The sequence below is a fragment of the Heliomicrobium sulfidophilum genome, from assembly GCF_057715735.1.
Window position 1 is genome coordinate 54723 of sequence record NZ_JBVTZZ010000001.1, and the last position, 20295, is coordinate 75017.

Here is a 20295-nt window from a genome sequence, read left to right on the forward strand (position 1 = left end):
AATTTGCTGGTCGTCGATCGTTATGTCGGGGTCGATCCCCGGTATCAAAGCAACCCCCGAAAGGCGCGGACGCGCCGGTCGGATCGGCGTTCGCCGGAACGGGCCGGGACGCCGGCAGACCAGCGTGAAGTCCCGGATCTTCCACCCCCCTTGTTCGAGAACCCACGCCCAATCGACGAAAGAGCGCTGACGGCAGACGCCCTCGGCCTGGGCAATCCCTTGCCGCCCTTGGACCTGGAGCCGCTGGGGGAAATCTACCCCGACAGACCGCTGATCCCCTTAACCTGGGACGAAGGTTTGCCGGAGACAGGTTTGCGCTCTAGGGGGAGCGTTGGCGGGGCGGCAACAGAAGATCCAGTCTCGATGGCGGAGTGTGTCGTTGCTGAGGAGATTGTACCTATTGAGGAGCCTCTCTCTACTGCGGAGCCTGTCTTAACTGACCTATCTTTCTCTACGGAAGACCATGTCTTGTTTGAAGCCGATACTTCAGTCGGAGCAGCGGAAGGCGGTGGATTAACCGAAGACAGCTTGTCGGCCCTAGAAAAAGCCGCCGCACTTTCCGGCAGCTCTTCACTGGCGCCGGATCTCCGCGCTGAACGGGAGACACTGATCGAACTGTTGGCTGAGCATGACATGGTCCTGCGCTCGTTGCACCGGCAGGGTGGACGGTTGCTGGCCGAAACGGACAGAGGTCCCTTGCGCGTCGAATTCCTGGAAGGGGACAAGGCGCTGCAGCGCGCACGGAATGTGACGGCTGCGCTCGAGCACCTGAGGGAAAATGGTTTCCCCCAGTGCCCTGAACCGCGCCTGTCCAAGTACGGCGAACGAGTCATCCCCTGTGGCGACCGCGCCTACTACCTCTATAACAAGCTTCCCGGCCGTTCCGCCAAATTGGACAACAGCCGTGACGTGCACGAGGCCGGCCGCACGCTGGCCCTGTTGCACCGCAGCGGCGAGGGCTTTCAGCCTGCTGACACCGCTGTGGCGGGGCCCCTCGATATTCGCGGGCAGTATGCCTGGGGTCGCCAGGTAGCCGCCGACTGGCAGGCCCTGGTGGGACGGCAACGCTTTTTTTCAGACAGCGATCGCCTGTTGCAAGAGTACCTGCCGAAAATGGCGGAGCGGGCCGAGAAGGGCTTTGCCTGGATGGAGTCCGCCTACCAGGAGAAGCGTTGCGAGATGGAACAGAAGGGCAATATCTGCCACGGCGACTTCGGGGCGTCGTCTCTTTTGAAGGCCCAGCGGACCTTCTGGGTTGACCGCTTCAATCGCTGCCGCCGCGACATCCCCGCCACCGAGTTGGCTCAATTTGTCGGCGCCATCGTCCGTAGTTCCCGCGACGGCTGGAAAGAGGCGACTCATATCATCGAGGGCTACGAGTCGGCGGCAAAGCTGACAGAAGCGGATTGGCGGATCCTCTTGGGCTATCTGCTCATCCCCTTTGACCTCTTTGAACACCTGGAAGGCAAGATCCGGACGGAACCGGCCCAGACGATCGAAATCATCCCGGACAGGAAGCTGCAAGACCAGGGGTTCCGGCGGACGCGCCGCACCATCGAAACGTGCAACCGCGCCTATGCCGCCGCCTTCCGCTTGGCCGCTCAAGCCGAACTGGCGTTGCCCACTTAAGGCAAGCCCCTCGGGCCCCGAGCCGTATTCTGAGGAACGGAAAAGCCCAAGGCAGGAAAAGGGCGCTTTCGGACAGAATAGTTGACACAGGAATCCTGCCGACCGGCATCCAGGGCTTGCAATCGAGGATTCTGATGGGAGTCGACGTGATGGAAGCGAAGGTTTCTGCGCCAGAACAACTTGAGACGAGCGTCAATTGCAAGATCTGGGTCGAAGTTCGGGGAGAGGTGGTCTTCAGCCAGGGGCGGATGCGCCTGTTGGAAGCCATCGATGAAACGGGGTCGATCAGCCAGGCGGCGGCCCGTATGGGCATGTCCTACCGCGCCGCCTGGGGCAAGGTGACGACAACGGAGGGGCGCCTCGGCATTAAACTGGTCGAACGCTTTCCTGGTCACCGCGAGCACGGCGCCGCCCTCACCGAAACAGGTCGGACGCTTCTGCGCCGGTTTCAGGAGTTCAACGGCGAGTCTCAGGCTGCCGTCGACAGCCTTTTTCATAAACACCTGCAGGGGTTGATTGAATCGCTCCCGGTCGGAAGGGGCTCCGCTGTCCCCCCAGCCGCGAAAGTGAACGATTAAGCCATCGGAAAGTCCCCATCGAGCCTTTTGGCGATTCGATGGGGTTTATTTTTTTGCATTCCCATTTTGGTCGCTGGTTTTGGTGAACTCATTGTGAGCCGCGCAAAACCACAGAAACATTATGGGAGGATTTTCTCAAGAGGCGGAGAATAATGAGATATGCTTCGCAAAGCAGAGGTGGGCCTGTGGATCTGATCATCGACGGCATTGGACAAGCGATCCGGCTTCTGATTCAGGGTGACCCCGAGGTATGGGCGGTGACGTGGTTGACGTTGCGCGTCTCCGGGTTGGCCACACTGATCAGTGTGCTCATCGGTGTGCCCGTAGGCGTGTTGTTGGCCCAGTCCCGCTTTCCCGGCAAGGCGGTCGTTGTCAGCCTCGTCAACACCGGCATGGGGCTTCCTCCGGTCGTGGTCGGCCTTTTCGTGACGATCATGCTCTGGCGCAGTGGCCCCTTTGGGGTACTTGGCCTTCTCTACACACCAGCGGCCATGATCATCGCCCAGGCTGTCATCGCCTCGCCCATCGTCATGGGCCTCACCTTCGCCGCCATCGAACAGTTGGACCCGAACCTGCGCCTGCAGCTCCTCTCTCTTGGCGCGACGCGCTGGCAGGTCTACTGGCGGTTGATCCAGGAAGCGCGGTTGTCCATCCTGGCGGCTGTCATCGCCGGTTTCGGCGGCGTTGTCTCCGAGGTGGGGGCATCTATGATGGTCGGCGGCAACGTGAAAGGGCTGACACGGGTGCTGACGACGGCGACGGTGATGGAGGTGTCCAAGGGAAACCTCGATGTGGCCATCGCCCTCAGCTTAATCCTGCTCATTTTGGCCTATACGGTGACCTTGATTCTGACTGTCATTCAACAGGGGAGGCGGATGGGATGACGCCGAAGATCTGCGCTGCCTTAGAAAAGGTCGAGGTGGTCAAAAGCCGCCGCAGCCTGCTACATATCGACGAACTGCATTTTCGCGCCGGCGAGATCACGGCCATCATCGGCCCCAACGGCGCCGGCAAGAGCACCCTGCTCAAAGTCCTGCATGGGCTGGAAAAGCCGACAGTGGGCACGGTCCGCTTCCGCGGCCAGCCCGTCGGCGGCCCGGACCTGTTGTCGACCCGGCGGCAGATGGCCATGGTCTTTCAAAGCCCTTGCCTCTTTCAAACGACGGTCTACGAAAACATCGCTGCCGGATTGCGCATCCGCAAGGTCCGGCGCTCGGAGATCGAACCGATCGTCCGCCGTTGGGCGGCTCGTTTTGGCGTGGAACACCTCCTGGACCGGCAGGCGCGCCATCTCTCCGGCGGCGAAGCCCAGCGGGTGGCTTTGGCCCGGGCGCTGGCCTGCGGCCCAGAACTGTTTTTGTTGGACGAACCCTTTGCCTCCCTCGACCCGCCGACGCGGGACACCCTCTGCCGGGAACTGCGCGCCGTGATTAAGGAAGAAGGGATCACCGCCGTCATCGTCACCCATGTGATGGAAGAGGTCTTCCTGCTCGCCGACCGGGCGGTCATGCTGTCAGCGGGGCGGATCGTCCAGGACGGTGCGCCGGAGGAATTGCTGGCGCGACCGGTCAACAGCGAGGTCGCTGATTTCGTGGGTAAGCGGCGCATCCTCTTAGGCCGGGTCGTGGACCGCACTGGGGAGATGGTGGAAGTGGTCACGGCGGAGGGCCGATTCCGGTTGCCAGCCGCCGCCGGCGGGGAGGGAACCTTCCTCCTCTGTCTGCGCGACGGGGAATAAAAATAAAAATACATAAGGAGGTCATTCTATTGCTCCGTAAGACACCCCGGAAGACACTCGCCCTTGCCCTGTTCCTTATCCTTTCCCTGTTCCTGGCGGCCTGTGGAACGACGCCACAGCCGGGCGCGCAACCGGGGGGACAAGCCCAGATCGCCCCGACGCCCGCTCAACCTGATCTGATCCTGGCCACGACAACCAGCACCATGGACAGCGGTCTCCTCGACGTGCTGATCCCGGCCTTTGAGAAAAAGACAGGGTACAAGGTAAAGCCCCTTTCCGTCGGGACCGGACAAGCCCTCGCTTATGGGGAAAAAGGGGAAGCCGACGTGCTGCTCGTCCACGCCCCTGACGCCGAGAAGAAGGTCGTCGAAAAAGGCGCCGCCGTCAACCGCAAACTCGTCATGCACAATGACTTCATCCTCGTCGGTCCCGCTAACGACCCAGCCGGCGTCAAGGGGCTCCATTCGACGGTGGAGGCGTTAAAGAAGATCGCCGCTTCCGGCAAACTCTTCGTCTCCCGTGGCGATGATTCGGGCACCCATAAGATGGAGAAATCCTTCTGGCAGAAAGCGGCCATCACCCCGGCGGGCAACGCTTGGTACCAAGAGACAGGCGCGGGGATGGGGCAGACCTTGAGTGTGGCTTCGGAGAAGCAGGGCTATACCCTGACTGACCGGGCCACTTACCTGGCCCAGAAGAAGAACCTGCAACTGGGCATCGTTTTGGAGAAAGAGCCGGCGCTCCTCAACATCTATCATGTGATGGAAGTCAATCCGGAGAAGTTCCCCAAAGTCAACAAAGACGGTGCCAAAGCCTTCAGCGATTTCTTGCTTTCCACTGAAGGCCAGGCGATGATCAAAACCTTCGGCGTCGACAAGTACGGCGAACCGCTCTTTGTGCCGGACGCTGGGAAAAACGTGGAGACCCTCGGGAAGTAAGGAAGGCAGAAAGGCAGTCGTAGGGAGCGCCTGACCAGGAACTCTCCCTGGGGAGTCGTCGAGCAAAAAAACAGCAAAATGATGTATGTAAAGCGGAGGCGCCAGTCTTCGCTTTTTCTTTTGCTTCCGTTCCTTTGGTTGAGCAAAACGGTGGAGTCATAGGACGGGTGCCAAAGGCGTATGTATCAGAAAGGCAGTATGGCCTTTTTTGCGATACCCTTCAGTAAAGAGGGGGCCGACACCGTTTGGAGAAGGACGATGCTGCCGGAGGAGGGTGATGATGAAGACGATGACCCTCTTGCTCCTCTTTCCCCTTGACGGTTATGCGGAGGCTGGCAAAGCTTTTTTACGCGAAACCGGTCCAGGGGAAGTCGAGCTCTCGCTGCTTCCCGGCGCAGGGTGGCCGAAAGGCCGGATCCGTCTTCTCCTGTCTCCCTGGTCAGAGGCGGTTCGAGAAAAGCTGGTCCGGCTGGGCCGGATCGTCGACGGGCACCTATTGGGTACCTGGGAGGCGGAGATGGGTCCGCCATTTTGGACGCGACGCCTGAAAAGTTGTCCCTTGCAGCAGCCCTTTTCCTTGATCGCCCTTGTCGATGAGCAGGGTGGTCCTGTCCACCTCTTTCACGGGCGAAGGCCGATTGCTGTCGTATTGAATCGGTCGGTCTTTCCGGTGGATCGGGGGTGGCGGCAGTGAAATCCGCCTCCGCGATAAGCGGAATCGATCCGCGGGTGCTCTTGGTCTATGGGATACGACCCCGGCGCATTGAACCGATGCGGGGCGCTTTTCGGATCGACGGGGCTGAAGGCGGATGGGTGATCAAGCGGTTTCTGCATTCCGTGGAGGACTTGCAGTTCCTATTCCGGGCGCAGCGCCATCTGGTTGAGCGGGGCTTTCGGCGCTTTTCCCCTATCGTGCTGACGCCCCAAGGCGCCCTTTGCCTGAGCCTGGGAAGGGAGTATTGGCTTTGTTCGGCTTGGGTGGAAGGACGCGAGTGTGATTACGACCGCTGGCGCGATCTGGCGGCAACGGCGGCGGCTGTGGCAGAGCTGCATTATGCCGGGCGAGGCTTCACATCGCCTGAGTTTGCCGGGCGTTATCTCTGGCTGCGGTGGCCCCAGGTGTTTGCCGAAAAGGTAGCTCAGTTGGAGACCTGCCGGCGATTTGCGGAACAACGGATGGAACAGCAACTTCGGCCGGCAGGTAGCGAGCAAGGCAAATCGATGGAATTTGACCGGTTGTTTCTGGACCATGCCGACGCCCTGCTGGGCGAGGCCCGCGAGGCGTGCGCCCTCCTTGACCAGTCTCCCTATCTCAGGCTGATGGAAAGGGAAGCCGGTGAGGGCGGTCTTTGTCACCATGATCTGGCCCATCACAACGTGATCATCGATGGCGTGGGACAGATCTTCTTTCTTGACTTCGATCATGCGCTGATGGACACGCGGCTCCACGACATCGGCAGCTTGCTGATCCGGGCCTTGAAACGGGATCGCTGGTCTGTGGAGAAGGGGGTCAATCTCCTGGCCGCCTATCATGATGTTTACCCTCTGTCCCAGGATGAACGGGAAGTATTGATGGCTTTCCTGTCCTTCCCCAACGATTTTTGGCAGTACGCCTATGCCTACTATTTTGAATCGCTCAGCCAGTCGCCCGAATACCATATCAAGCGGCTAAAACGCTTCTTAAGCCACCAGAAGCAGAGGCGGCGTTTTTTGTGCGATTTTCCCGGGCGTCTATAACCCATGAAACAAAAGACGCCGGAGCGGAGGCGGGGGGAGGTGGAGCGTGAGGATAGGGATTGACGCCCGCGCGGCCGTCTGGTACCGGGGAACGGGAATCGGAACATACACCTATCAGTTATGCCGGCATCTTTACGAGTTGTATGACGCCGCTGCGCCGGAGCGGTTGCGGCTGTTTTGGCCCGGCGAGGAGTACCGCCATCTGCACATCACCCAGGACGATGTCTTTCGCCTCGTCGAGCAGAACCGAGAACGCTTTTGGGAGGAGGTGCACATTCCCCAGGCGATCCAACAGGAGAAGATCGATCTCTATCATGTCCCCCAAAACGGCATCGGCTTGCCGGCCAACAAGGCATGCAAACTGGTCGTCACGATCCACGATCTGATCCCCTACATCTGCCCTGAAACGGTGGGCAGGGGATACCTGAAAATCTTTCTGGAAGAGATGCCTCGCATCTTAGAAAGGGTCGACCATATCATCGTCCCCTCCTGTTGCACCGCCCGCGACCTGATGCAGATCGCCGGGGTGCCGGAAGGGAAGATCACGGTTATCTATGAAGCGGCAGAACCGATCTACCGGCCCTTGGACAAAGAGCGGGCGCGGCGGTTCATGCAAGCAAAGTACGGTGTCACCCGCCCTTATGTTCTCTATGTGGGCGGTTTTTCCCCCCGAAAAAACCTGAAGCTCCTGATCCATGCCTTCCACCAGGTCCGCCGCCATCTGCCGGAGGACGTTTGCCTCGTTCTGCCTGGGAAGCAGTCGAAGGAGTTCAACGATATCGAGATCATGGTGTCCGCGCGAGGGTTGCAGGAGCATGTGCATTTTATCGGTTTTGTGGGGGTGGACGATCTGCCCTGGATTTACAATGGGGCAAGCGTATTCGTCTACCCTTCCCTGTATGAGGGGTTTGGCCTCCCGCCTGTGGAGGCCATGGCCTGTGGCACGCCAACCCTGGTGGCCAATGTGGCTTCACTGCCGGAGGTGGCCGGTGATGGCGCCTTGTTCTTTTCTCCCGTCGGCGCCAGCCAATTGGAGGAACTCCTCTATGCCTTGCTGACCGATCGGGCGCTGGCCGCAGAATTGGGGGAGAGGGGATTGCGCCGGGCCGCTTACTTTAGTTGGCGCCAGGCGGCATTATCCACAGAGGAAGTGTTCACGCGCCTGATCTAAGTGATCTGTGGCGAGACGACGAAGGTTGGGAGGGAACAACATTGACCCTGGAAAGGATCAACGGTTCTGGAAACGGGGAATGGGGGCAATCGGGCGTTGAACTGTATCTCGTTTCCCTCGATCTCGGATACCCGGACCGGGATAGGGAACGGGTGGGGAGTGTTGACGCGGAAATGGAACTCCTCCATGTGACACGCAAGGATGATGAGGTGCGAGCCAATGTCCGGTTGCAGGTGCGCGCCATCATGGAGACTGCTGAGGAGAGAGGTGGCTCCAGTGGCGCTGGAGGCAGGGAAGGCGACGGCGGCGGCTCTGGCGCGGGTTTTAGAGAGAGCTTGGAAACCCTGTCTCTGATCGAGCAGGAGATCCCGCCGGGACCGAAGATGTTTCGCCAGGAGCAGATGCTGGTCGTCCAGATGCCAAGTCACGGCGATGACCAGACGTATGATGGAGACATCGATATGGCGCAAGAGGCTTCCGCCCTGTCGATTCTGCATATCCATCCCTATTGGAGCGATGAACGGTTAAAAGTCGATCTGCTCCTGTCTGTCGGTCTGGTGACCGAGGGGGTCTCTAGCAGCCGCGCCTTCCGGTGGATGGAACAGACGGTCCGGATCGAGGGGGAAGGGCTTCCGGAAGAGGCCAAGGTCATCGCCTTTGCCTGGCGAGTCGAGGGAGGCAACGGGGAGGCGACGACAGAGCTCCGCACGCAACTGGCCTATCTCTCTGATGAGCGGGAACCCATGGGGATCTTAGAAAAAGTGACGCCCTTCAGCGGCGGGATCCTCTGGCTCGGAGAGCCTCGCCTCACTCTTGGCCAAACGAATTGGGAGATACAAGGCCCGGCGTGGCTGCCCCAACCGCAATGGGAGGAAGCGATGTACAGCGGCGTCGTCGAGGGGCACTATGTAGGAGCCGAACTGCCTGAGGAAAAGGGATTGTATGAAGAATCCGAACGCGAGAGGCCGGAGGGGCTAGTCGATGATGGAGACGAGGGAGTGAACATTGCTCATGGTATCGCTGCCCGGGGCATTGCTGGAGTGGATGTTGCAGGAGTGGACGCTGCTAGAGCGGGCATTGCTGGGGCGGATGTTGTGGAAGCAGTCGTTCCTGGAGCAGGTTTTTATGGGGACGTGCCAGTGGAAACAGATGATATGTATGGAGAATTTGGCCCCATTCCATTGAGCGCATATCGAGAGGACGCAGAGGAGCGTACGGAGAGCGGGTACGGAGAGATTGCAGCGACAAGTGATGATACGACTTATAGCGTCGAAACGGCTTTGAGCGGTGATGAGGCTGTAAGCGGTGAAGGTGATCTCCATCTTGAACGGTTGAGTATCGCCCAGGCTGAGGCGGATGCCGCTCACGAAGAGGCCACGGTGACGTTGGATGAACCGATTTTCTCCGAACCGAAAAGAACAGGAGAAATGGGCGAAGCGCCTCTTCCTGATGTAAGCCTCTACCCGCTGCCCTTCGGGAACCTGGATGATGCATCGAGTGGTCCGACGTCGCCTGCTTTTGAGGGCGATACCGAGTATCCGGCAGCCGATGCCGATATGCCGCAGGTGTTTCATGATGAAGTGGCGGACGCCAGCGAGGCGGGGCTCACGGTGGAACGGGACGACCGGGACGACGCGACCCAACTTATCGGGGGATTTGCCGATTACCTCGACAGTTCTGCCTACACCATTCAGTATGCGGAAGGCTTCTTATCGGCAGAACCGTCGCCGGCGATAGATGCGAGTGAGAGTGTGGCAGCGGAACCGGGAACGGCTGTTGGTATCCTATCTGTGCCAGAAGAGTCCGGCGAGCCGGTGATGACGAAGATAGAGGAAGAATCTCCCCTTCTTTCATCAGACGCTGAATCTCCCCGGATAGCTGCCGAAACGGAAGATCCGCTCCTTTCAGCCAGCCTAGAAGCGCCGTTCATTGCAGCCGAACCGGAGCCCTTGAAAATACAACCCCTTTCCGTAAAACCCTCCCTACCGTCAACACCGCGCATCACCTCGCGATACCGGGAGCGGATGGGAGCGGGCGATGAGGTGCCGGAGAAAAGGATCAGCCACCGGGAGGAACCGCAAACGGTTCCGGCAGTGCGACGGCTGGCGCGGCCTCTTCCCGACATCCCTGCCGCCGCCAACCCTGTGCCGGAAAGGCCGCCCCGGGAGTCAAAACCTCGTGACATACGCCGGATCCAACGCCCCGGAGACGATTCAAACAAGACGGCGGCGGCAAAAAACGCCATAGTCGATTCGGCCGAAGTGAAAAGAAGTCGCAAAGACGGCAGTTGGCGATTTGTCGTCGTCGGCGCCGGCGACACCGTCAGCAGCATTGCGCGCCGTAACCGCATCCCTGAGGAAGTGGTGCGCAGCGTCAACAAGCTGTCCACCGAGGACACCTTGCGAGCCGGCCAGACGTTGATGCTCCCCCGGCACTGGATGTAATGGCTGTGATCGGCGATGGACGACGAGAACCAAAAGGGCGAATGGAAAACGCTTGCCGATGTGTCCGAACAGTTGAAAATTCCTCAGGAACGGGTGGTGGCCTGGGTTTTATCGGGCGATCTGGCGGCTGTGGACCTTGACGGCACCGGCGACTACCGTATCCGCCAGGAGGAAATCAGCGACTTTATCGATCGGCAACGGGAACGGACCAATCAGGCTGTCGAAAAGACGCGCCGCAAGATCGAGGAAGAGGCCATCGTCCTGTCCGGCCTCTATGACTGGCTGCAACAGGAAAACACCTCCCTGGCTGCGTTGTATAAGGCGATGGACGATTGTCTGCTGCAGGTGATCGACCAGTTTAAAAGCCAATACGACAACGCCCGCGCCTCAGGGGAATCGTCCCGGGCGCGGGCCTTCCAGGATGGCCTGCTTGAAGTCTACGCCCGTTGGGAAAAACCGAAACAGGCCTATCAGCAGTGGCTGTTGTCACAGGAGCGGCGGTGGCAGATCTTCATCGCCCAACTGGGGCCGATGATGGAGTCTGAGGGGGTGCTGCTCACACCGGCCGATCCCTTCCTGGCCATCAATATGTCGGACAGCAATGATGACAGCCAGGGAACGGCCTTGGAGAACCGGCGCCGTTACAGGGATTTTTACCAGGCTCTGTACCTCTGGACTAAGCGGGAGAACAACAGTCTGCGCGAACACTATGAACGGATAGAACGCTGCATTAGTAAGATGGTCGACGCGATGCAGGACATGGCCAAAAAGGCCAGCAAGAACATGGAGTTCGAGCGGGGCCAGGCATTTCAGGAGGCGTCGACGATCATCTACCAGCAGTGGGAGATCGCCCGCTCCCAGTATAACCAGTGGCTGCTGGGTTTTCATGAACGCTGGCTCACCTGTCAGTCGTCGGTAAAGCTGGAATTGGCGAAATATCGGCAGCAATAGGAGCGATTCGTTGGCAGGCGCAGAAGGTCGGCATAGGGATAGCGAGGCATCGCGGTGACAGGCTGAGGGCCGGAAACCTTTTGAAGCGGTTTCCGGCCCTTGGCATTTCTTCGTCCGGGAGGGTACAATAAAAACCGGAGGGAGAAGATGGAACGTCATGAAGTATTGCGCCTGGCTATGGAGGCCGGCGAAATCATGTTGGTTAACGGCGGGGAGACCTACCGCGTGGAGGATACGATCCGGCGCATCTGCCAGGCCGGGGGGTTGTCTGGCGCCGAGGCCTTCGTCACCCCGACGGGAATTTTTCTGTCTGTCGACGGCGCCGGCAACGATCCGCCGCTGTCTCTGGTCCGGCGGATCTCCCAGCGGACCATTGACCTGAACAAAATCGCCGGGGTCAACGATTTTTCCCGCCGTTTCGCCGCTGGCCAGATGGCGGTGGCCGAGGGGCTGGAGGCGCTGGCGGCCATCCGAGGCGAAGTGACCCACAACCCGGGGCGTACCCTGCTGGCCTCGGCGGTTGGCGCCGCTGCCGCGACGCTGCTGCTCGGGGGAACCCTCGCTGACCTGGTTCCGGCTGCCCTCGTTGGCGCCGTCACCATGCGTCTTTTGGATCGGCTGACGGTCTTGCAGACGACCCACTTTATCAAAGAGTTTGCCGGCGGAGCCATTGCCGCCGTGATCGCCCTGCTGCTCTCGGAAGGGGTCCGCCTGGCCGGTGGACAGGCCGGGTTGTTGCATCCCGACAAGATCATCCTGGGCACACTCTACCTGCTGGTGCCAGGCGTGACCTTTACCAACGCTGTCCGCGACCTGATCGCCGGAGACCTGGTCTCAGGGGCGGTGCGGGGGCTGGACGCGCTGCTGGTAGCCGGGGCGCTGGCTGGGGGCAGCGGCTTTGTGCTGGCCTTCTGGGGAGGCGGTTTCTGATGGCCCTTTTGCTCGATCTCATCCTATCCTTCATCGTGACAGCTGCCTTCGGGGTGCTTCAGCAACTGCCGTCCCGGACGTTGCTCCCAGCTGGGATCTTGGGCGTTGTCGGCCGCTTAATTTACCTCGGTGTCAATGCCCAGGAACCGTCGCCGGTTATGGGATCCTTTTTAGGCGCGGTCGCCATCGCCGTTCTGGCGGAGGCGCTGGCACGCTGGCAGAAGATGCCTGTCATCGTCTATGTCGTCGCCAGCTTCATTCCCCTCGTTCCCGGATTGACCATCTACGAATCGATGCGCGTCCTCTTGCAAGGGGAATACACACGGGGGATCGCCCTGGCCACCCAGGCCGGGCTGATCGCCGTAGCCATCGCCGCCGGGTTGGCCATCATCTCTTCGGTGGCGCGCTTTTATAAATCCCGGGCGGCCCAGGGACGCCGCTGAAAGGAGTTGCCGCCATGCTGCTGCACCAGATGAAGGTTTTTTGGGACCGTTACGCCCGCAAGGGTCCCGTCACGGAGGGGAACATGGCATTGGTCGTCGATCACGCCTCTGACCGTTACGGCCTGCCGGTGCGGGTGCTCGCCATCCAAGACGGTTTGGCGACCGTCTTGCCGCTTCGCTTCGCCGAACCGACGCAGGAGTGGCCCGGCGAGGCGGGCGCTTTTTCTGAAACACCGGAGGAGATGGAGCTGCGCAGCCTGATCGGGATCGCCGAGGTGACGCCGGAGGCCATGTGGGACCGCGTCGCCGCCGCCATTGCCAGAGTGGAAGCGGAAGCGGAGCGAGAGCACTGGCGGGAGAAGTTTCTCGAAACGCTCCGCTCCTTCCGTTTCGTGCCGGGCGGGCGCATCCTGGCGGCAGCCGGGACGGAACAGAAGGTGACCTTTTTCAACTGCTATGTGCTGCCCCATCCCAAGGACAGCCGCTCGGGCATCATGCAGCGCGTCACCGAGATGGTGGAGATCATGAGCCGCGGCGGCGGCGTCGGCATCAATCTCTCCTCCTTGCGGCCGAGCGGCGCTAGGGTCAAAGGGGTGATGGGGACCTCTTCAGGCCCCCTCTCCTGGGCTTGCGTCTTTTCGACAGCCACCGCATCCGTCGAACAGGGGGGAAGCCGCCAGGGCGCCCTCATGCTCATGCTGAACGATTGGCACCCTGATATCCTTGAATTTATCACCTATAAGAACCGGCGTCCCGGCGAACTGACGAAAGCCAATCTGTCCGTGGCCCTTTCGGACGCCTTCATGGAGGCTGTTCAGGAGGATCGGATGTGGGACCTGCTTTTCCCTGATACGGATGATCCCGACTACAACCGGCTATGGGACGGCGATCTAACCGCCTGGAAGGAGCGGGGCAAGGGCGTCATCGTCTACCGCCGCATCCCGGCCCGGGAGATCTGGCAGGCGATCATCGCCGGCGCCCATGCTTCGGGCGAACCGGGCGTCGTCTTCCTGGAGCGGTACAACCGTCTCTCCAACACGGCCTACTGTGAGCGGATCGTGGCCGTCAACCCCTGCGGCGAGGAGGGCTTGCCGCCCTGGGGAGTCTGCAACCTGGGCTCGCTCAACCTGACCTCCTTCGTCGACGGCGAAGGGGACGATCGGCGTTTTGACTTTGAGGCCCTTGACGCGACGACCCGGATCGCCGTGCGCTTTCTCGATAATGTCATCGACGGAGGCTTCTACTTTTTTGCCGAAAATGAGCAGCAGCAAAAAGGCACGCGGCGCATCGGCCTCGGCACGATGGGTTTAGCCGATACGCTGATCCTGCTGCGCCTCCGCTATGGCAGCGCCGAGAGCCTGGCCTTCATCGATGCCGTGTATAAGCGGATCAAGCTGGCCGCTTATGCTGCTTCTGTTGAGATCGCCCGCGAGCGGGGGCCCTTTCCGCTGTTTGAGCGGGATGGCTTTCTCCGTTCTCCCTTCCTTAGCGATTTTCCTGAGGAGTTGCGGGATGACATCGGTCGGCACGGCATTCGCAACGCCACGCTGCTCACCCAGGCGCCGACGGGGACGACGTCCCTGTTGGCCCGGGCCAGTTCGGGCATCGAGCCGGTCTTTGCCTTCCGCTTCCGGCGGCGGGACCGCTTGGGCGAACACCACCTCTGGCACCCACTGGCGGAGGCATGGATGCAGGAGCACCCCGGAGGGGAACTGCCGTCCTGGTTCGTCACTGCCGGCGAACTGACGCCGGAAGAACATATTCACGTCCAGGCCGCCATCCAGGCCCATGTGGACGCCTCCATCTCCAAGACGGTCAACGCCCCTCACCACCACAGTGTCGATGATACGGAACAGGTCTTCCTGCTCGCCTACCGGGAGGGCTGCAAGGGCGTCACCTACTTCCGCGACGGCAGCCGCGAAGGCGTCTTGGCCAAGGTGGAGGCCGGCGCCTGGCGGGAAGCCGGCGAGCCGGGACGCGGGATGGTTGGCCCGGAAGAAGGGGAGGGAGCGGGCGCTGGAACCGGCTCGGACGTTCTGACAAGGCCTAGAGCCCTCTCCGCGCCTTCGGTAATTCGCGTCAATGGGCCCGTCGTTGAAGATGTGCCTGAACGGGTGACGGGGAAGACCTACCGGATCAAGAGCCACCTGGGGACGACGCGGGTCACCGTCAACGAGGTGGACGGGGAGCCTCATGAGGTGCTCGTCATCCAGGGCAAGGGCGGTACCGATCTGAACGCCATGGCGGAAGCCCTCGGACGAACCTTGTCGCTCTACCTGCGGACGCGCTGTGACGTACCCAAGCTGGACCGGTTCTCGCTGGCGCTGGAACAGTTGCAGGGGATCACCGGCCGCACCTCGACCGGCTTCGGACCGGACCGGGTGTCCTCTTTGCCGGATGCGGTGGCGCTTGCCTTGCGGCGGTATCTCGCTGAGACAAGCCGACCTGACGCCTCGCGTATCCCCTTCCAGGCGGATGTCTGCCCCCACTGTGGCGCTGTGGCGCTGGTGCGGGAAGAGGGGTGCGCTAAGTGTCATGTCTGCGCCTATAGTGAGTGCTAAGCTGACGCTAAGAAAAAACCGCCTCAGATTGATTTCTGAGACGGCTTTGCTTTAAAATCTTATTTGTAGTTCTGTCACTTTTTCCAACTCTTTTTACCCAATCCGGATTCCCGCCAACCTCCGCACCCTCTCTGCAATCGGCGGGTGTGTGCTGAAGAGGCTGGCCAGGGAAGAGCCCGACAAGGGGTTGGCGATGTACATATGGGAGGCGGCGGGGTTGACCGCCATGGGCATCATCCGCATGGAGAGACCTTCGATCCGGAGCAGGGCGTTCGATAGGCCTTGAGGGTTTCCGGTGATGCGGGCGCCCGTCTCGTCGGCCAAGTACTCCCGCTGCCTCGAGATGGCCATCTGGATGATCATGGCCGCAATGGGCGCCAGGAAGGCCATGACGATGGCGCCGATGCCGCCGCCTTCCTCTTCGTCATCATTGGAACCGAAGATGGCGCCAAAGGTGAGCATGTCGGCGATCATGGTGATCGCGCCTGCCATGGAAGCGGCAATGGTGCCGACCAGCACGTCCCGGTTTTTGATATGGGCCAGTTCATGGGCGATGACGCCTTCCAACTCGTCGCGGCTGAGCGCTCGGAGCAGGCCTTCCGTCACGGCGACGGCGGCATGCTTCGGGCTCCGTCCGGTGGCGAAGGCGTTCGGCTGTTCCGTCGGCTGGATGTACAGTTTAGGCAGCGGCATGTCAGCCCTGCGGCAGAGCCGCTCGACCATCTCATAGAGTTCGGGGGCTTCATGACGCTCAACAGGGTGAGAACCAGTCATCTTGATGGCAATTTTGTCGCTGTAGAAGAAGCTGAAGAAGTTGATCGCCAGGGAGATGAGGAAAAAGAGCAGGGCGCCCGATTTTCCGCCGATGAAAGAACCCATCAGGACGAATAAACCGGAGATGAGCCCCATCAACACCCAGGCTTTGAAATTACTCATGGTAACCTTGTTTCCTCCTTATACACGTTCTAATACTTTTGGTAATAACCGACGTTTTTTACCCTGGCCTTTCTGCATGGTCCCTCGCTACCAGCTTACAAAAGACTGAAGTCAGACGCAAAGGGCGCTAAAGGGCAAATTTGCTGGTTTTCTGGCGTAAAAGACGATTTGCTCGCCTTTTCAAACCGTACAGTTTTGCTGTATGGTTATTATCGCCCTTTTGCGGTCAACCTAAACGTAACGTGAGATGAGGTGATTCTCTTGGGAAGGGCCTGCTGAAGATCGGCGAGTTAGCCGAACGGTGCAATGTCAACAAGCGGACCGTCGATTACTACACGGCGATGGGGTTGCTCTCGCCGGCCCAGCGCTCGGAGGGGAAGTATCGCCTCTACGACGAAAGCGCCGTCGAGCGGATCCACTTCATCCGCTCCATGCAGGACCAACGGTTCAGCCTAGAGGAGATCCGGCAGATGCTGTCGGACGACCCGCTGGTCCAGAAGCTGAAACTGCTGCAATCCCAGGTGGATGTGGCGAAGGCGGAACTCAGTTCTCTCTTTCCCGCCATGCACCAGGGTGTCGACAAAAGTGACGAGGTGAATAAGCTGCTGGTGGAGTTGCTGATCAAAGAACAGGAATTGACCCAGTTGATCATGAAGCTGCTGGGAAACGGTTTCTAGGCTTTTTCTAGAGCCGTTTTTTTCTTTTGGCGCTCATTCAGATGCCAGCCCAGGCCCAGGACCAATGCCGTCACGACGGCGCTGACCAGTTTTTCTTCCAGCAGAAAGGGCGAGACGCCGGCGTTTTTCATGAAAGCGAAGACCATGGGGTCGTGAATCAGCATTTTACCGGCTGACCAGGCCAGGATGCCAGAGCCGCCGTAGAGGATCAAGGGGAAGCGATCGATCAGGGTGAGGAAGAGTCGGCTGCCGTAGACAACAAGGGGGATGCTGACGAGGAGACCAAACCAGAGCAGACCCGGTTTGCCATGGGATACGCCAGCGACCGCGAGGACGTTGTCGAGGGACATAACGGCGTCGGCGATGATGATTGTCTTGACGGCCTGGAAGAGACGCTCCGGACCGGCCACGTCACCGTGGTCGTTTTCCTGGATCAAGAGCTTGACGGCGATCCAGATCAGCAGGAGCGCGCCAACCGCTTGCAGGAGGGGCACCTTCAAGAGGTAGATGATCAGGGCGCCGAGGATCATGCGTAAGCCGATGGCGCCGGCGGTCCCCCAGATGATGCCTTTCGATCGCAGTTCCGGCGGAAGGTTGCGGCAGGCCATGGCGATCAGGATAGCGTTGTCGCCGCTGAGGATCAGGTCGATGAGGATGATGCTGCCGACGGCCATCCAAAAGGCGGGGTCAGAGAAGTCGCTGAGCGTAATGCCGCTGAGTTGACTGAGCAGTTCCAATTGGGGCACTCCTTTCCAAAGAAGGTGATGTTTTTTTCGATATATAAAAAGACCTTTGATTCAAAGTGTGAGCACTTTGAATCAAAGGTCTTGCTAGCGAATGTACGCTCTGGCGGCCAGGTTTTACAACCGGTTGTTGACCGACCAGTAGGAAGCTACTCCCCTTTGAACAAACCATTCGGTTTTGCTGGACGATTTTAGTATATCCTATTTTTTTTCGCTGATCAAGTGCCACTGGGAAGGGGAATCAAGAAATATTTTCGGCAAGATAGCCTAGAGCACCAAGTCAAGGACTTTTTGCATACCCATCGTCCCCATGATCCCGATCAGGGAGATATAGACCGTCGCCACGGCGGTCATTACATAGCCCGATAGAACGAGGTAGCCGTCTTTTTCCAACAAGCCCATCGATAGCAGCAGGATGCCGTAGGCCGGCAGGGCGTTGGTAAAGGGGAGCGGGAGGGGGATCATCAGCAGCAGCGCGCAGAGGAACAACAAAAAGCCGTTCAAGCGCTGCGCAAGGCGGCCGTGGGTGACAGAGGCGCAGCGTGGCCGAACGATCCGCTCCATCCGTTCAAAGAGGCTGACACCGCGGTGCAGCGCTGTTCCCAGCTTTTTCGAGCAGATGGGCCGGTCCATGATCTTTTCGGGGAAAGAGGGGGTCTTCTGGGTCATGAGACCGAGTCCGACAAGGGCGATGACGAGCCCGAAGGGCGTGCTGGTTCCGGGGATCGAGACAGGAAACAAAAAGGGGATCGTCAGAATGGCGCTCAGAAGCAACAGGCCCTGTTCGCCGAAACGGTCGAGGATATGCCGGAGCGTAGTGCCCTGTTCCGGCAAGGAGCTTTTAAACAATTCCAGTTCTTTGGAAAAGCGGTTACCCTCTCGCACTGCGTCGCATCCTTCCCTGGTCTACGTGATTTGCGCTGCGCCGAAAGAAGAATAGATTCTCATGATCGCATCGCTACTATTGTACTCAAATTCTAGAGGGGAAGTAAAGAAGCGGAGAGCCGCCAACCATAAGAAAAAGTGTCCCTGAGCACAGGTGACGACCCCCTTATAGCCTGCGCCGTTTGCTTTGTCCTAAACATGCCTGTAAATCACTTGTTAAAAGTACGTTCTTGAACTTACCCCCTGGTGTCGATAAAATGACAAAAGGATCTTAGTGCTATTTTCCGGTTTTTTCGCATTTATTCGACAATTTCCAGGCCGATGAATAAGTGTTGAAATTCACAAGCGCCTATGCTACAGTAAAAGTGTCCTAGTGGTCTGATCATTGTACCATACTACGATTTTTTGTGGGGGGTTCGGAGTAATGCTCTCGCAGCGCTTGCGAAACGAGTCATTCAAAGATCGGATTGTGTCTGCAGAAGAAGCCGCCATGCTGATCGAAGACGGCATGACACTTGGTTTCAGCGGTTTCACGCCGGCCGGCGACGCCAAGGCGGTTCCTGTCGCCCTGGTCGAGCGGGTTAAACAAGAAGGTCAGCCGTTCAAGATCAACCTCTTCACCGGCGCCTCTATCAGCTCAAAAATTGACACCCTTCTGTCTGACGCCGGCATCGTCAATATGCGTTTGCCCTACCAGTCTGACAAAGGGATGCGCAAGAACCTCAACGCTGGCAAGGTCCATTACATGGATCAGCACCTTTCCCATACAGCCGAATTTCTTCGCTCCGGTGCGCTTCCGCCCGTTGACGTGGCCATTATCGAAGCTGTTGCCATCACGGAAGAGGGCCATCTAGTCCTCAGCACCGCTGTCGGCAACACCCCGATTTTTGCCCACATGGCTCACACCATCATCGTGGAACTGAACCTGGCCCAACCGCTGGCTCTGGAAGGGCTTCACGACCTCTATATGCCGGCACCTCATGGCGACCGCGAACCGATTCCCTTGAAGCACCCCGGCGACCGCATCGGCACGACCACCCTGGCTGTCGATCCGGACAAGATCAAGGCCATCGTCATCACCAACCAGGCCGATGTGAACGCTGCCATGACGCCGGCCGATGAAGAGACAGCCACCATGGCCAACTACCTGATTGACTTCCTCCGCAAAGAAGTGGAAGCTGGTCGCCTGGGCCCCAACCTGGCCCCGCTCCAGTCCGGTGTTGGTTCTGTCGCCAACGCTGTCTTCTACGGCTTCCTCAACACCGATTTCAGCGACCTGGAAGTCTACTCGGAAGTACTCCAGGACGCTGTCTTCGAACTGATGGACGCCGGCAAGATCAAGATGGCTTCCGGCTGCTCCCTCACCATCTCTCCGGCCAAGCATGAAGAGGTGCTGGAAAACCTGGACAAGTACCGCGACCGTCTGGTCTTGCGGCCCCAGGAACTGTCCAACAACCCTGAGATCGCCCGTCGTCTCGGCCTGATCGCCATCAACACGGCCATCGAGGTCGACATTTACGGCAACGTCAACTCGACCCACATCATGGGCACCCAGATGATGAACGGAATTGGCGGTTCCGGCGACTTCGCCCGCAACGCCCGCCTGACCTTCTTCTGCACCAAGTCCACCGCCAAGGATGGCAAGATTTCCAGCATTGTGCCCATGGTCTCCCATTGTGACCACACAGAGCATGACGTCGATGTCATCGTCACGGAGCAGGGCCTGGCCGACCTGCGTGGCCTCAGCCCCCGCGATCGTGCCCTGGTACTCATTGAAAACTGTGCCCACCCCGACTACAAGCCGCAACTGATGGCCTACTATGAAGAGGCGCTCCAGCGCGGCGGCCACACGCCCCACGTCATCGAAAAAGCCCTCTCCTGGCACGCCAAGTTCGTCAAAGAAGGCACGATGAAGGACTAATTTAGACTTCGTT

At 59.5% G+C, this 20295-nt stretch carries 18 protein-coding genes; 15 read left to right on the plus strand and 3 right to left on the minus strand.

Features of this window, described 5'->3' with window-relative positions; all coding sequences use genetic code 11:
• Nucleotides 1-3 precede the first annotated feature (3 nt).
• From AC0CW1_RS00275 to AC0CW1_RS00335, 13 genes are all read left to right on the plus strand, one after another.
• Nucleotides 4-1629 (plus strand): phosphotransferase, encoded by a 1626-nt coding sequence (locus AC0CW1_RS00275; RefSeq protein ID WP_488181148.1) that lies wholly within the window; start codon nucleotides 4-6, stop codon nucleotides 1627-1629.
• A 149-nt stretch (nucleotides 1630-1778) separates the two neighbouring features.
• Nucleotides 1779-2207, plus strand: a complete 429-nt coding sequence (locus AC0CW1_RS00280) for a winged helix-turn-helix domain-containing protein (RefSeq protein WP_488181149.1) — start codon at nucleotides 1779-1781, stop codon at nucleotides 2205-2207.
• Between the two features lie 185 nt (nucleotides 2208-2392).
• Nucleotides 2393-3091 carry an ABC transporter permease gene (locus AC0CW1_RS00285; RefSeq protein ID WP_488181150.1) on the plus strand — a complete coding sequence of 233 codons (699 nt, stop codon included), beginning with the start codon at nucleotides 2393-2395 and terminating at the stop codon, nucleotides 3089-3091.
• Nucleotides 3088-3945: an ABC transporter ATP-binding protein gene (locus tag AC0CW1_RS00290; RefSeq protein WP_488181151.1), complete on the plus strand. Its 858-nt coding sequence runs from the start codon at nucleotides 3088-3090 to the stop codon at nucleotides 3943-3945. The genes AC0CW1_RS00285 and AC0CW1_RS00290 overlap by 4 nt, the downstream gene beginning before the upstream one ends.
• A gap of 29 nt (nucleotides 3946-3974) precedes the next feature.
• Complete coding sequence (locus tag AC0CW1_RS00295) at nucleotides 3975-4883, plus strand: ABC transporter substrate-binding protein (protein WP_488181152.1); 909 nt, start codon at nucleotides 3975-3977, stop codon at nucleotides 4881-4883.
• Nucleotides 4884-5163: 280 nt separating this feature from the next.
• Nucleotides 5164-5577 (plus strand): hypothetical protein, encoded by a 414-nt coding sequence (locus tag AC0CW1_RS00300; protein WP_488181153.1) that lies wholly within the window; start codon nucleotides 5164-5166, stop codon nucleotides 5575-5577.
• A complete protein-coding gene (locus tag AC0CW1_RS00305) occupies nucleotides 5574-6620 on the plus strand; it encodes a CotS family spore coat protein (protein ID WP_488181154.1) in 1047 nt (348 codons plus the stop codon). The genes AC0CW1_RS00300 and AC0CW1_RS00305 overlap by 4 nt, the downstream gene beginning before the upstream one ends.
• Before the next feature lie 46 nt (nucleotides 6621-6666).
• Nucleotides 6667-7791 carry a glycosyltransferase family 4 protein gene (locus tag AC0CW1_RS00310; RefSeq protein WP_488181155.1) on the plus strand — a complete coding sequence of 375 codons (1125 nt, stop codon included), beginning with the start codon at nucleotides 6667-6669 and terminating at the stop codon, nucleotides 7789-7791.
• Between the two features lie 41 nt (nucleotides 7792-7832).
• Nucleotides 7833-10235: a LysM peptidoglycan-binding domain-containing protein gene (locus AC0CW1_RS00315; protein ID WP_488181156.1), complete on the plus strand. Its 2403-nt coding sequence runs from the start codon at nucleotides 7833-7835 to the stop codon at nucleotides 10233-10235.
• A gap of 15 nt (nucleotides 10236-10250) precedes the next feature.
• Nucleotides 10251-11186, plus strand: coding sequence for a helix-turn-helix domain-containing protein (locus AC0CW1_RS00320; protein WP_488181157.1), 936 nt, complete (start codon nucleotides 10251-10253; stop codon nucleotides 11184-11186).
• Nucleotides 11187-11333: 147 nt separating this feature from the next.
• Nucleotides 11334-12116: a threonine/serine exporter family protein gene (locus AC0CW1_RS00325; RefSeq protein ID WP_488181158.1), complete on the plus strand. Its 783-nt coding sequence runs from the start codon at nucleotides 11334-11336 to the stop codon at nucleotides 12114-12116.
• A complete protein-coding gene (locus AC0CW1_RS00330) occupies nucleotides 12116-12559 on the plus strand; it encodes a threonine/serine exporter family protein (protein WP_488181159.1) in 444 nt (147 codons plus the stop codon). Before AC0CW1_RS00325 ends, AC0CW1_RS00330 begins: the two co-directional genes overlap by 1 nt.
• 14 nt (nucleotides 12560-12573) lie before the next feature.
• Nucleotides 12574-15120 (plus strand): adenosylcobalamin-dependent ribonucleoside-diphosphate reductase, encoded by a 2547-nt coding sequence (locus AC0CW1_RS00335; RefSeq protein ID WP_488181160.1) that lies wholly within the window; start codon nucleotides 12574-12576, stop codon nucleotides 15118-15120.
• 93 nt (nucleotides 15121-15213) lie between these two features.
• On the opposite strand, the gene AC0CW1_RS00340 is transcribed toward AC0CW1_RS00335, so the two are convergent.
• Nucleotides 15214-16056 (minus strand): zinc metalloprotease HtpX, encoded by an 843-nt coding sequence (locus AC0CW1_RS00340; protein WP_488181161.1) that lies wholly within the window; start codon nucleotides 16054-16056, stop codon nucleotides 15214-15216.
• A gap of 281 nt (nucleotides 16057-16337) precedes the next feature.
• Here AC0CW1_RS00340 and AC0CW1_RS00345 point away from each other — a divergent pair, with 281 nt between their 5' ends.
• Entirely contained in the window at nucleotides 16338-16733 is a 396-nt protein-coding gene (locus tag AC0CW1_RS00345; protein WP_488181198.1) for a MerR family transcriptional regulator, read from the plus strand.
• Here the strand turns inward: AC0CW1_RS00345 and AC0CW1_RS00350 are convergent.
• Together AC0CW1_RS00350 and AC0CW1_RS00355 are read right to left on the minus strand one after the other, a co-directional pair.
• Entirely contained in the window at nucleotides 16730-17470 is a 741-nt protein-coding gene (locus AC0CW1_RS00350) for a TerC family protein (protein ID WP_488181162.1), read from the minus strand. The two genes, AC0CW1_RS00345 and AC0CW1_RS00350, sit on opposite strands and share 4 nt — an antisense overlap.
• 273 nt (nucleotides 17471-17743) lie before the next feature.
• Nucleotides 17744-18361 carry an exopolysaccharide biosynthesis protein gene (locus tag AC0CW1_RS00355; protein ID WP_488181163.1) on the minus strand — a complete coding sequence of 206 codons (618 nt, stop codon included), beginning with the start codon at nucleotides 18359-18361 and terminating at the stop codon, nucleotides 17744-17746.
• A 424-nt stretch (nucleotides 18362-18785) separates the two neighbouring features.
• Between AC0CW1_RS00355 and scpC the strand changes: the two genes are divergently transcribed.
• Complete coding sequence (gene scpC, locus AC0CW1_RS00360) at nucleotides 18786-20282, plus strand: succinyl-CoA:acetate CoA-transferase ScpC (RefSeq protein WP_488181164.1); 1497 nt, start codon at nucleotides 18786-18788, stop codon at nucleotides 20280-20282.
• The last annotated feature ends 13 nt before the right edge of the window (nucleotides 20283-20295 follow it).